The organism is Mycobacterium asiaticum (genome assembly GCF_001668675.1).
GTDB classification, from domain to species: Bacteria; Actinomycetota; Actinomycetes; order Mycobacteriales; family Mycobacteriaceae; genus Mycobacterium; species Mycobacterium asiaticum_D.
Genome location: NZ_LZKQ01000227.1, coordinates 1 through 12,283 on the forward strand (window position 1 = coordinate 1; position 12,283 = coordinate 12,283).

The 12,283-nt window shown below is 65.4% G+C and carries 14 protein-coding genes; 3 read left to right on the plus strand and 11 right to left on the minus strand.

Features of this window, described 5'->3' with window-relative positions:
- The coding region (locus A9X01_RS19590) for a Vgb family protein (protein WP_436405287.1) at window positions 1-1,014 on the plus strand (1,014 nt) is incomplete at its 5' end.
- 40 nt (window positions 1,015-1,054) lie between these two features.
- Complete coding sequence (locus A9X01_RS19595) at window positions 1,055-2,221, plus strand: pyridoxal phosphate-dependent aminotransferase (protein WP_065122343.1); 1,167 nt, start codon at window positions 1,055-1,057, stop codon at window positions 2,219-2,221.
- Here A9X01_RS19595 and A9X01_RS19600 read toward each other — a convergent pair.
- From A9X01_RS19600 to A9X01_RS19620, 5 genes are read right to left on the minus strand one after another with little or no spacing between them, the layout of a single operon-like run.
- Window positions 2,218-2,652, minus strand: a complete 435-nt coding sequence (locus A9X01_RS19600; RefSeq protein WP_065122344.1) for an SRPBCC family protein — start codon at window positions 2,650-2,652, stop codon at window positions 2,218-2,220. The genes A9X01_RS19595 and A9X01_RS19600 overlap by 4 nt on opposite strands.
- Window positions 2,653-2,712: 60 nt before the next feature.
- Window positions 2,713-3,084: a hypothetical protein gene (locus A9X01_RS19605; protein WP_065122345.1), complete on the minus strand. Its 372-nt coding sequence runs from the start codon at window positions 3,082-3,084 to the stop codon at window positions 2,713-2,715.
- Between the two features lie 40 nt (window positions 3,085-3,124).
- Complete coding sequence (locus A9X01_RS19610; RefSeq protein WP_065122346.1) at window positions 3,125-3,580, minus strand: SRPBCC family protein; 456 nt, start codon at window positions 3,578-3,580, stop codon at window positions 3,125-3,127.
- Between the two features lie 56 nt (window positions 3,581-3,636).
- Complete coding sequence (locus A9X01_RS19615) at window positions 3,637-4,716, minus strand: CaiB/BaiF CoA transferase family protein (protein WP_065122347.1); 1,080 nt, start codon at window positions 4,714-4,716, stop codon at window positions 3,637-3,639.
- Window positions 4,717-4,721: 5 nt separating this feature from the next.
- Window positions 4,722-5,177, minus strand: coding sequence for an SRPBCC family protein (locus A9X01_RS19620; RefSeq protein ID WP_065122354.1), 456 nt, complete (start codon window positions 5,175-5,177; stop codon window positions 4,722-4,724).
- 82 nt (window positions 5,178-5,259) lie between these two features.
- Between A9X01_RS19620 and A9X01_RS19625 the strand changes: the two genes are divergently transcribed.
- Entirely contained in the window at window positions 5,260-6,936 is a 1,677-nt protein-coding gene (locus A9X01_RS19625) for an alpha-keto acid decarboxylase family protein (RefSeq protein ID WP_065122348.1), read from the plus strand.
- Here the strand turns inward: A9X01_RS19625 and A9X01_RS19630 are convergent.
- From A9X01_RS19630 to A9X01_RS19655, 6 genes are all read right to left on the minus strand, one after another.
- Window positions 6,933-7,109, minus strand: a complete 177-nt coding sequence (locus A9X01_RS19630; RefSeq protein WP_065122349.1) for a (2Fe-2S)-binding protein — start codon at window positions 7,107-7,109, stop codon at window positions 6,933-6,935. The two genes, A9X01_RS19625 and A9X01_RS19630, sit on opposite strands and share 4 nt — an antisense overlap.
- Before the next feature lie 12 nt (window positions 7,110-7,121).
- Complete coding sequence (locus A9X01_RS19635; protein WP_065122350.1) at window positions 7,122-7,751, minus strand: fatty-acid--CoA ligase; 630 nt, start codon at window positions 7,749-7,751, stop codon at window positions 7,122-7,124.
- 65 nt (window positions 7,752-7,816) lie between these two features.
- A complete protein-coding gene (locus tag A9X01_RS19640; RefSeq protein ID WP_065122355.1) occupies window positions 7,817-8,347 on the minus strand; it encodes a twin-arginine translocation pathway signal in 531 nt (176 codons plus the stop codon).
- 14 nt (window positions 8,348-8,361) lie between these two features.
- Complete coding sequence (locus A9X01_RS19645; RefSeq protein WP_065122351.1) at window positions 8,362-9,192, minus strand: Rv1363c family protein; 831 nt, start codon at window positions 9,190-9,192, stop codon at window positions 8,362-8,364.
- Window positions 9,193-9,394: 202 nt separating this feature from the next.
- The gene (locus A9X01_RS19650; protein WP_065122352.1) at window positions 9,395-10,798 is read right to left on the minus strand and encodes a FadD3 family acyl-CoA ligase; all 1,404 of its coding nucleotides are present in this window, start codon (window positions 10,796-10,798) and stop codon (window positions 9,395-9,397) included.
- A gap of 143 nt (window positions 10,799-10,941) precedes the next feature.
- Entirely contained in the window at window positions 10,942-12,132 is a 1,191-nt protein-coding gene (locus A9X01_RS19655) for an amidohydrolase family protein (protein ID WP_065122353.1), read from the minus strand.
- Window positions 12,133-12,283 lie beyond the last annotated feature (151 nt).

The following is a 12,283-nucleotide window of genomic DNA, read 5'->3' on the forward strand; positions in this document are numbered from 1 at the left end:
GCATCGGGGGCGGCCACCGCGGTGGCGGGGGGCACCGGCGGCGCGGCACTCGCCGGTTTCACCGCGCCCGGCGCGGCAGGCACACCGGGCGGCGCACCCGTGGGCTCCGCCGGCGGCGCCGGCGGTACCGGCGGCACGGGCGGGGACCCCGGCCACATCACCACCATCAACGTCGGCAGCAACCCGCAGAACGTGGCGCTCAGCCCAATCACGGGCACCGCGTACGTCACGAACGAGGACAGCGGCTCGGTGTCGGTGATCAGCACCGCAACCAACACCGTCACCGCCACCATCAGCGTCGAGAATCAGCCGGTCGGCGTGGCAGTCAACGCCGGCGGCACGGTGTACGTCACCAACAGCGGCAGCAATTCGGTGTCCGTGATCAACCCGACCACCAACACCGTCACGACCACCATCGGCGTCGGCAACCAACCGAACGGAGTTGCGGTCAACGCCGGCGGCAGCGTGATCGTCACTCACTTCAACGGCTTCGGTACGGTGTCGGTGATCGACCCCAACGCCAATATCGTCACCGGCGTCATCGGCGTCGGCACCTCCCCGCTGGGGCTGGCGGTCAACCCCGGCGGCGCTGTATATGTCGCCGACTTCGGCTCCGGCACGGTGTCCTTGATTGATCCCGCCACCAACACCGTCACCGGCACCATCGGCGTCGGCACCGGGCCGGTCGGGGTGGCGGTCAACCCCGGCGGCAATGTGTATGTCACCAACCAAGTTGACGGCACGGTGTCGGTGATCAACCCGGCTACCAGCGCGGTCACCGGCACGATTGGCGTCGGCAGCACACCGACCGGGGTAGCGGTCAACCCCGGCGGCTCTGTGTTTGTCACCAACCTCGGCTCCAACTCGCTGTCGGTGATCAACCCCACCACCAACGCCGTCACCGCCACCATCCCCGTCGGCGACCTGCCGACCGGGGTGGCGGTCAACCCGGCCACCGGCACCATCTATGTCACCAACTCCGGCGACGGCACGGTGACGGTGCTCAGCAAGTAGGCATCGGCGGGCCGACGCCGTGGCCCTAAGCTCGTCCACCATGACGGTGCCGAGGCTGCAGCCCTACGCGACCACGGTGTTCGCCGAGATGTCGGCGCTGGCCGCGCGCATCGGCGCGGTGAACCTCGGACAGGGATTTCCCGACGAGGACGGCCCGCCGGAAATGCTCCGCGCCGCCCAGGACGCCATCGCCGGAGGCGTCAACCAGTACCCACCCGGTTTGGGCATCGCTCCGCTGCGCCAGGCCATCGCCGCCCAGCGCCAACGGCACTTCGGCGTCGAGTACGACCCCGACACCGAAGTGCTGGTCACCGTGGGGGCCACCGAGGCCATCGCCAGCGCCGTTTTGGGCCTGGTGGAGCCCGGCTCCGAGGTGTTGCTGATCGAGCCGTTCTACGACTCTTATTCGCCGGTGGTCGCGATGGCCGGTGCGCACCGGGTCGCGGTGCCGCTGGTCCCGGACGGGCGGGGCTTCGCCCTGGACGCCGACGCACTGCGGCGCGCTGTAACGCCCCGAACCAGGGCGTTGATCGTGAACTCGCCGCATAATCCCACCGGGGTGGTGCTCAGCACGCCCGAACTCCAGGCGATCGCCGACATTGCTATCGAAGCGGACCTGCTGGTGATCACCGACGAGGTGTACGAGCACTTGGTCTATGACGGCCACACCCACGAGCCGCTGGCCGGTTTCGCCGGCATGGCCGAGCGCACCCTGACCATCTCGAGCGCGGCGAAGATGTTCAACTGCACCGGCTGGAAGATCGGATGGGCTTGCGGCCCTGCGGAATTGATTACCGGGGTGCGCGCGGCCAAACAGTACCTGAGCTATGTCGGCGGCGCCCCGTTCCAGCCCGCGGTAGCCCTGGCACTGAACACCCAGGAGAAGTGGGTGTCCGAGTTGCGCAACTCGTTGCAAGCCAGGCGCGATCGGTTGGCAGCCGGCCTCACCGAGATCGGATTCTCGGTACACGACAGTCGCGGCACCTACTTCCTGTGCGCCGATCCCCGTCCATTGGGCTACGACGACAGCACCGCCTTCTGCGCGGCGCTCCCGGAACAGGTCGGTGTAGCCGCCATCCCGATGTCAGCCTTCTGTGACCCGGCCGCCCCGCACGCCGACCTCTGGAATCATCTGGTGCGCTTCACATTCTGCAAACGCGACGACACCCTGGACGAGGCGCTGCGGCGCTTGGCCGCATTGCGCTAATCACCCATCACGCGCTTGCGTAAACCCTCGAGCGCGGAATTGAGGATCTTCTTTCGAGCCAGTTTGAGCCAGAATTCGGGCAGCGGGGCCGAAGGCTCGACGGTGATGGTGAATCGCACCCGGGTCTTGTTCTCACCCTCGCGGATGAGGTTGTACTCGCCATGCTGTCCGTGTTGCTGGGCAGTCCGTTTCGCGTCCCAGACCATCCAATCGGGACCCCAGTGGTATTCCAGCAGCTCGGTGTCGACGATGCCGGTCACCCTGATCCAGACCTTCACATGATGCGGGCGGCCATCGGGGTAAGTGTCGATCACCTCGGCGCGTTTGTGCACCGCGGACCACGAAGGTACCGAGTCCATATCGGCAAGCGCGTCGATTATGACCTCGGGGGAAGCCTCGATGACGATTTCGGACGATGCTTGGACGGCCATTGCTACCAAATTATCAATGCAATGCCGTCACGGACCATGGCGAAACGCGACGCGCCGAAGCTAGAGCAGACTTGCGGGAACCGCCATGAACAGCACGGCAAGCATCAGCGCCAGCAGGAACCAGCCGACGCCCTGCCAGACCCACCACCGTCCTCGCACCAGCCAGACCCGGTACGCGCGCACGAATGCGGCGATGCCGCCCAGCAGCAAGATCAGCGGTGACCCGAACGCTAAGGCGTTGCGCCGCAACGCGCCGCACCGCTCCAGCGCTTGGTCCCCGGAGCCGGATTTGCAGCCACTGGCCCACATGACGGTCAGGAACAGTACGAGCAGTGCGGCCACTACCACCGCACCGGCGAACCGGGTGGCGTTCGCGACTGTCCGCTGATCGCGAGGCCCCGGGGGGCCGGCCGTCGTCGGAGAATCGCTCATCGCCAAGTCGACTACCCGGCGGCGGCCGAACTAATCGTGGCTACTCGGACTCATCGGAGCGGTCGGCGTCCTCGACCAACTTGCGCAGACCTTCGGTCGCCGCCGCCAGTACCGCCTTGCTGGTTCGTTTGACGAAGAAAGCGGGAATAGGTCCGGCCGGTTCGACGGTGATGTCGAATCGCACCCGGGATTTGTCGACGCCTTCGGGCTTTACGGTGTATTCGATGTGTTGCCCGTGCTGCTGGAAGGTTTCTTTGGCGTCCCAGACCACCCAGTCCGGTCCCCAGTGATATTCCAGGATCTCGTTGTCGACGATGCCCAGAATCTTGACCGTCGCCCTTACGTGATGCGGACTGCCGTCGGGATAACAGTCGAGAACCTCGACCTTCTTGTGCACCGGCGACAGCTGTGGGAGGGCATCGATATCTCGCAGCGCCGCCATGATCTTCTCCGGCGGCGCGTCGATCACGATTTCCCGCGACGCTTGTACGGCCATCCAGGCCAAGCTAGCAACGCTGCCGCGGTTGCGGGCGGTGTTGCGTCAATTATTCGTTACCAGCCGATTTCGCCCAGCGGCGTGGTGGCAGCGGGCGGCGGTCCCACCGGATCGGCCGGGGTGCGAGAGAACCGGGGTGCGGGCGCGGCCTGATCGACACCGTGTGCGGTGATCACGGTGGATCGCCCGCGCAGGTGCGCGTCGACGGCTGCCTCCGTCCAGGTCAGCACCGGCGTCACACATGCGTCCGTACCGGCGAACACCTCGGTCCACTCGTCCCGAGTGCGGCTCGCGAACTTTTCCGTGAACAGCTCACGCATCCGCGGGAACGCCGACACGTCAAGCTGATTCGGCACTTCTTCGGGCGACAAGCCGAGTCCGGCCAGCAACGCCGCGAAGAACTGCGGTTCGATGGCGCCGACGGCCATGTATTTGCCGTCGGAGGTTTCGTAGCAGCGGTAGAACGGGGCGCCGCCGTCGAGCAGGAACGATTCGCGCTCATCGCGCAGTGCGCCGGTCGATTTCATCGTCCACATCATTTGGGCCAGCACGCTGACCCCGTCCACCATCGCGGCGTCGATGACCTGACCCCGTCCCGAACGCTCGCGCTCGTACAACGCGGTGACGATGCCTACCAGCACCAGCATCGACCCGCCGCCGAAGTCGGCGACCAGATTCAGCGGCGGCGTCGGGGGCCGGTCGCGGTAGCCGAGCGAAGACATCGCGCCGGTTTGCGACAGGTAGTTGATGTCGTGTCCCGCCGTCGACGCGAGCGGTCCGTGCTGTCCCCAACCGGTGATGCGGGCATAGATCAGGCCGGGGTTGACGGCCGCGCAGTCCTCGGGGCCGATGCCCAGACGCTCGCAGGTTCCCGGGCGGAAGCAGTCCAGCAGCACGTCGGCCCTGCCCGCCAACCCCAGCAGCACGTCGGGTTGCGTCTTGACATCCAGATCCACGATCCGCTTCCCGCGGTGCAACAGATCGCGATCCTCGGCCGGCATCGTCAGGCCGCCGGGCCGGCGCACCCGCACCACGTCGGCGCCAAGGTCGGCCAGCACCATGCCGGCATGGGGTCCCGGTCCGATACCGCCGAGTTCGATGACCTTGACCCCGGCCAGTGGTCCCCCGCGAACCACGTGAACTACTTCCCCTTCTTGACTTTCAGCACTCGGTTGCGCAGTTCCTTGGTCGCCGAGTCGATGGTGCCCTTGACGGCCCGCTTGAGCACGAATCCCGGCAGCGGGACGTTCGGGTCGACGGTGATCTCCATCTTCACCAACGTGGCCTCCCCGTCCTTGCCGCCCTGCGGCACCAAAGAATACTTGCCGTCCTGCGACTTCTGCTGCCCGGAACTGACCAGCGTCCAGGTGACCTCGTTGCCGCTCCAGGTGTAGGCCACCACCTGCTCGTCGGTGATGCCCGCGGTCTTGACCTTCATCTTCACTTTGCTGGGACGCCCGTCGGCTCCCGTCTCGAGGATCTCGGCGCTCTGGTGCGGTTCGGACCACTCCGGCATCGCCTCGAAGTCAGCGATGACATCCAGGATCTCCTCGGGACTGGCTTCGATGACGATGTCGCGGGATTCTTTGATTGCCATGGCCCGCACCATATCGAAACAGTGTCTCGGCGGGAATAGTCTTGTTGCCGAAGCGCCCTTTGCGGGGCGTACCGTCGTTTCCGTGGCTGATCCCGTTTACACCGTCGGTGACTACCTCCTCGACCGCCTCGCCGAACTCGGCGTCTCGGAAATCTTCGGCGTGCCCGGCGACTACAACCTGGCGTTCCTCGACCACATCGTGGCCCATCCGAAGCTTCGGTGGGTCGGCAACGCCAATGAACTCAACGCCGGCTATGCCGCCGACGGCTACGGCCGGTTGCGCGGATTGTCGGCTGTGGTAACGACATTCGGCGTGGGTGAGCTTTCTGCCGCCAACGCGATCGCAGGGAGCTACGCCGAACACGTGCCCGTCGTCCATATCGTCGGCGGCCCGTCCAAGGACGCTCAGGCTACCCGCCGGGCCCTGCACCACTCGCTCGGCGACGGCGACTTCGAGCACTTCTACCGCATCAGTCGCGAAATCACCTGTGCTCAAGCCAATCTGATGCCAGCAACGGCATGCCGGGAGATCGACCGGGTGCTCGAGGAGGTGCGGGAGCAGAAGCGCCCCGGATACATTCTGATGTCGACCGACGTGGCACGCTTTCCCACCGAACCGCCGGTCGCGCCCCTGCGCAGCTACTCCGGCGGCACCAGTCCCCGGGCGCTGGCCTTGTTCACCGAAGCCGCCGCCAAACTGATCGCCGACCACCAATTGACGGTGCTGGCCGACCTATTGGTCCACCGCCTGCAGGCAGTCGACGAGCTCGAATCGTTGCTGGCGGCCGATGTAGTGCCGCACGCCACGCTGGTGTGGGGCAAGAGCCTGCTCGACGAGAGCTCACCCAACTTCCTGGGCATCTACGCCGGAGCGGCCAGCGCCGAACGGGTCCGCACGGCCATCGAGCAGGCACCGGTACTGGTCACCGCCGGGGTGGTGTTCACCGACATGGTCAGCGGGTTCTTCAGCCAACGGATCGACCCCGCCCGCACCATCGACATCGGGCAGTACCAAAGCAGCGTCGGCGACGAGGTGTTCGCCGCGCTGGAAATGGGTGCCGCCCTCAAAGCATTGGCCGCGATCATCGCCGAACGCGGAATCAAATCGCCGGCGGTGGCGCCGCCACCCGCGACGCCGCCACCTCCCACTCCCGCTCGGGACGAGCCTCTCACGCAACGGCTGTTGTGGGACAGGTTGTGCTCGGCGCTCACCCCCGGAAATGTCGTGCTGGCCGACCAGGGAACGTCGTTCTACGGCATGGCCGACCACGTGCTGCCTCAGGGCGTCACCTTCATCGGCCAACCCCTCTGGGGCTCAATCGGTTACACGCTGCCAGCCGCGTTCGGCGCCGCGGTGGCACATCCGGAACGCAGGACCGTCCTGCTGATCGGCGACGGGGCAGCGCAACTCACTGTGCAGGAACTGGGCAGCTTCTCCCGGGAAGGGCTGTCCCCGGTGATTGTGGTGGTCAACAACGACGGCTACACCGTGGAACGGGCCATCCACGGCGAAACGGCCCCATACAACGACATTGTGGCCTGGCGGTGGACCGACGTTCCGAATACGTTGGGGGTGGCCAATCACCTGGCGTTCCGCGCACAAACCTATGGCGAACTCGACGACGCGCTGACGGCTGCCGCCGAACACAAGGACCGGATGGTGTTCGTCGAAGTGGTGTTGCCCCGACTGGAAATCCCTTACTTGCTTGGGCAATTGGTCGGATCCATGTCGCCGCCGGAGGACGCGCACCGGAGCTAGCCGCTCGACACTCGTCCGGTCGCCGAGATGATCGCCCGCACCGTGCGCCGGCACCGCCCGCACTCCTCGCCGGCCCCGCACGCGGCGGCAACCTGGTTGCAGGTGGTGGCCCCGGCCGCTACGGCATCGGCCACGGCCTGACTGGTGATGCCGTTACACAGGCACACGAACATCGGCTGGTCCGTCTATTCCGCGTCGATCCGCATCATGTCGAAGTAGCGGCCCACGAACAGCGGCGGATAGGCGCCCGTGCCTGCCCCGCCCGTCATCCACTCGGCGGTGGCATCGGGATGGTCGATCCACCGCCGCGCACCCTCCTCGTCCGGAAACTCCTGCAGGATCAGTACTTCGTGCGAGTCGTCAAAGGCCTGGAACACCCAGGTCTTTCGGATCCCGGCCGCGGCGAACCTGTCCATGGCGTACCCGACCTCCGCGGTGAGTGTGGACACGTCCTCCACCGACGCAAAAGCGGCCAGTACCACGCCCGGCGCCTTGGGCGCGGCGGGCTGGGTGGTGATGAATCGTTCGACGATCTCGCCGGCGAATACCGCCGGAATGTCGTCCACACCAGCCTCGTCAAACCAGTCGAAAAAGACCCGCGATTGCAGCAACTCGACAATCGGTTCGCGACTGTGCACTCCGATCATCACCAGCACGCGACCGTAATCGTGCGTCGACAAGTAGACGAGGACGTGATGGGCGCCGATGTCGGCCAGGGCCGCCTTGTTGCGCTCGAGCAGCGGCCACACCCGGGTCGGGTCCGGGATCCGGTAGTCCGATGCGATCACCATCGAGTGCAGGTCACCGTTTGTCATTGGCGCCGCTTCTCCTCATCGCTACGCTCTGCATCGTCGCCGGCGCGGTCATTGGCGCCGCTCCCCTAGGCCGGATTGAACTGCGAAATCAGCCACTTTCCATCAGCTTTCGTCAGCGTGACCAGCACCGTGCTGGATTTCGTGGCCGGCTCGGGCCGGTCCTGGCTCTGGGTGCTCTGATTGGCGAACACCAACACGGTGGCCGAGTCGGGGTGGAACTCCGTGAGCGCTCCACGCAGCACCACAGCACTCGTCTTCACCCCATTCATCGTGGCGGCGGGTGCGACGACCTGCTTACTGAAATTGTCGTAGTAAGTGAGGAACTCACCGGTCAAATGCGACCTGGCGGTGGCGAAGTCGCGGTCGAGTGTGTCGGGCGAATACGAAAGGATGGCTACCGTTCCCTCGCTGGCCGCGGAGATCGCCGCCTTCGCCGCGTCGCTGTTGACGTCGCGATCCGGTTTGTAGGTGGACCAGTACAGTGCGGCCAACACCGACAGAGAGGTGACCACCAGCAGCATCAATAGGGCGGCGCCGACATTGCCCGACCATCGCCCCCTCGTCCGGCCCGCCTTCCGCGCGGCTCGCTGCGGCATAAATGCTTCGGTGGTCACGGAATGAACTCGACTTTCGACATTTTGAGCTGCCCGCCCTCGCGGGTGACGGTAACGATGATCCGGTACTTGCGTGGATCCTGTTTGGCGCCGTCAGCATTGGTGACTTCCGAGGAGCTGGCAACCAACACCACCGCAGACTTGTCCGTCACCGAATCCAGCTCGACCGCCGCGGCCTGAACAGTGCCCTGCAGAACCACCTTTGACTCCCGAACGGAGGTGGTGAAGTCTTCCGCTGTCTTCAGGAAGTCGTCCTTGAAAGTACCGGTGGAGACTTGAAGGATCTGCTGCACGTCCTCGTTGGCGTGTTCGTAGTCCAATGATGTCAGGGTCACCACGCCGTGCCGCGCGGCCGCAGCATATTCCGCGACCCGCTGACGCTCCCGGACCGCGTTCGTGTGCAGCACCATCATTTCGACACCAGCGCCAAGCGCGGCAAGAATCACGATGACGGCGAGAGCGGCGGCAACCAAACCCAGTCGCCGTCGGCTCAACAGGCCGGGGCCCAGCTCCCTAGGCTCGGCGGTGGGCCAGTCGGTGTCTTCGTCAGCCAAGTCGCTCGCGTCCACGACAACTTCCGGCTCGACGGTGTCGACGTCTGCTGACTCGGAATACGCCTTCGCGTCCACGGTGACCGGATCGTGGGTAACCGGCTCTTCGGTCTTCTTCTCAGCGACCACAGTCGCGGCTCGGTGGCGTAATCGGATGGCGCGGGCCCGGGCGCCCCCCGCGGTGGCGAGAGCTTCGGCGACGGTCGCCTCAGCCTCGGCCTGATCCGCCAGCGACCGAAATTCGGCCGCCGTCTGGGGCGCGTCGTCCCCTTTCAACGGGGATAATTCCGTCTTGCAAGCATCGAACGAGGCTTATCGTCGCCCAAACCAAACTCCTCTACCACCGCTTGCCCGCCGGTGATGAAGATCGCGCTGGCCGCCTCTTCCAGCGCTGTTTGTGATGCGACGGGCGTCGCCGTTGGCTCACCCTACTCGGCGCGGGTAACGGCGCGCGACTGCTCATCCGGAGTCTCCCCCGCTAACGGAGCAGGTCTTTGACCACTTTGCCGGTCGCATTCAGCGGCAGGGCCTCGAGAAACTCCACCGAGCGCGGCACCTTGAATCCCGCCATCCGCTGCCGGCACCAGTCGATCAACTCCTGCGCCTCAACGGGACCCTTTCGGACGACGAATGCCTTGCCCACCTGCCCGAGCCGCTCGTCGGGTACACCGATGACGGCCGCCTGCGCCACGGCCGCGTGGCCGATCAACAAACCTTCGATCTCGGCGGGATAGGCATTGAAACCGCCGACGATGAACATGTCCTTCTTGCGGCCCACGATGCGCAGCCGGCCGGCGTCATCGATGTTGCCCAAATCCCCGGTGTGCAGCCAGCCGTCACCGTCGATCGCCTCTGCCGTGGCCACGGGGTCGTCGAGATATCCCTGCATCACGCCGTAACCCCGGACCAGCACCTCGCCGTCGTCGGCGATGCGCACCTCGACGCCGGCGCAGGGCAGTCCCGCCGTCGTGGCGACGTCTTCGAAGGAGTCGCCCGGTCTGGACAGAGTCACGTTGCCGGCCTCGGTGAGCCCGTACCCCGTCATCAGCGTCTTGAACGGCAACTCGCCATGAATCCGCCGAACCAGCTCGACGGGGATGTCGGCGGCGCCGGTGACCCCGGCCCGCAACGTCGACAGCTTCGACTTGTCGGCGACCGTCAGCAGCGAGTGATACAGCGTCGGCGGTCCCGGCAGCATCGTGATGCGTTCGCGCTCAATCAGATCCACCACAGTGTCGATATCGAACACCGCCACCGGCACCATCGTCGCCCCGCGCAAGAAGGAGGTCACCAGCCCCGCCTTCAGTCCGAAGGTATGGAAGTACGGATTGATCTGCAGATAACGGTCGCCCGGACGTAGGTCGGCCAGGGTCGCCCACTCCTCGTACATCCGCAGCGTCTGGCGATGGTTCATCATCGCGCCCTTCGGGCGCCCCGTGGTGCCCGAGGTGAAAATGATGTCGGAGGTGTCATCGCCGTCCACCCGTCGCTCGAATGGTGAACCGCTGGAAAGAAAGTCGGATTCGAGGTCGATGACCGGTATCCCTGCGGGCGCGGAGTAATCCTGGTCCAGAAACCCCGACCGGACCAGGACGGCCTTCACCCCGCTGCGGCGCAGGATGTCGCCGGCCTCGGCGGTCTTGAACCGGGTATTGACCGGAACCAGAACACCGCCCGCCGTGAGCAACCCGAAGGCGGCGACGATCCACTCGGCGCAGTTGGGCGCCCAAATGGCGACCCGGTCGCCCCGGTCGATCCCAAGGTCAGCGAAAGCTCCCGCAGCGCAACGGATCCGACCGACAAGCTCACCGAAGGTGTAACGCAGCGGACCGTCGACCACCGCCTCTGCGTCGCTGAAACGATCCGCTGCGCTCAAGACCATCTCGGGGATGGTCTGCCAAGGCAGAGAGTCAGGGCTAATTGCCCGCCTCCTCCTCAGACCGCGCAGCGGTCTGCATCGTCACCGGGCGCCTAATTGCCCGCCTCCTCCTCAGACCGCCCAGCGGTCTGCATCGTCACCGGGCGCTACACCGTGACGAGTCGACCGAGGTTGCCGCCCATGATCTTTGCCTGGTCGTCAACGGACAGGTGCGAGAGCGCGTTGACGTAGAAGGTCGGCTCCGCCAGCCCTTCCGGATGCGGCCAGTCCGATCCGTACAGGACCTGGTCCACGCCGACGAGGTTGATCAGGTCGTCGATGCCGTCTTCGAAGAAGGGGCTGACGTGGATACGGTTCTTGACCATCTCGACGGGGTCGCTCGGGAAAGCTTCCGGTGCCTTGCGGAAGACCTCGGCCAGGCCGTCCAGCAACGGTGTCATCCACTTCGAACCGGCCTCGACGATAGCGACCTTCAGCTTCGGGTGGCGGTACAGCGCGCCGTGGATGACCCACGAGCCCACGGCGTCCTGGATCGGCCGCCACTCGTTCAGGATGCCCATCGCATTGGTTTGGAACGGCAACATTTCCTGTTCGGCGCCGTCCCACTCGGACGTGTACCGCGAGTAGCCGCTGTCGCTGGAGTGCATGCCGACCAACAAGTCGTACTCGACGACCCGCTCCCAGAACGGGTCGAACTCCGGCACCGCGAACGACCGGGGGCCACGGAACCCGGGGACCGGAGCCGGGCGGATCAGGATGGCGCGGGCGCCACGCTTGACCGCCCATTCCAGCTCTTCGATCGCCTTCTCGACGATCGGCAGAGTGATGACCGGGGTGGTGAAGATGCGGTTCTCGTAGTTGAAACCCCAGACCTCATCGAGCCACTCGTTGAGCGCGTGGATCAGGACGTGGATGGCGACCGGGTCGTCACGCAGCCTTTCCTCGAGGAGGCTGGCCAGGGTCGGGAACATGAGGGTGCGGTCCAGCCCCAACTCGTTCATCTTCTCCAGCCGCGGTCCGGGCTCGAAGAACGCCGGAATCGCGCGCATCGGCTCACCGAACAACTCGCGCTTACTCTTGCCGTCCGGGTTGCCGTACTTGAAGTATTCCTCCCAGGCACCCGGGCGAGCTACGACCTCGAAGGTGGGGTTGGGAATGTAGTTGCTGATCTGGCCGCGGATGGCAATCTTGGTGCGCCCGTTGATCTGCACGTACTGGACGTGGTTCTTGTACTCCTTGGGCAGGTACTTGGTGAGCGCCTCCGGCGGCTCGTAGAGGTGGTTATCCGCGTCAAAGATCGGGAACGGAACGTCCTCCCGATGCGACAACTGCCCCATGAAATCCTCCTTCGCAATTTGCGAGAATACTATTCTCTTACTCAGACGTTAGCAATGTCCCGCGAGCCCCCCCCAAAACGCCCCGTTGGGGGCCCCCAAGGGGGCGTTTTGGGGTGGTCGCCCCAAACCCCGTTTGGCGCGTAAGAGAATC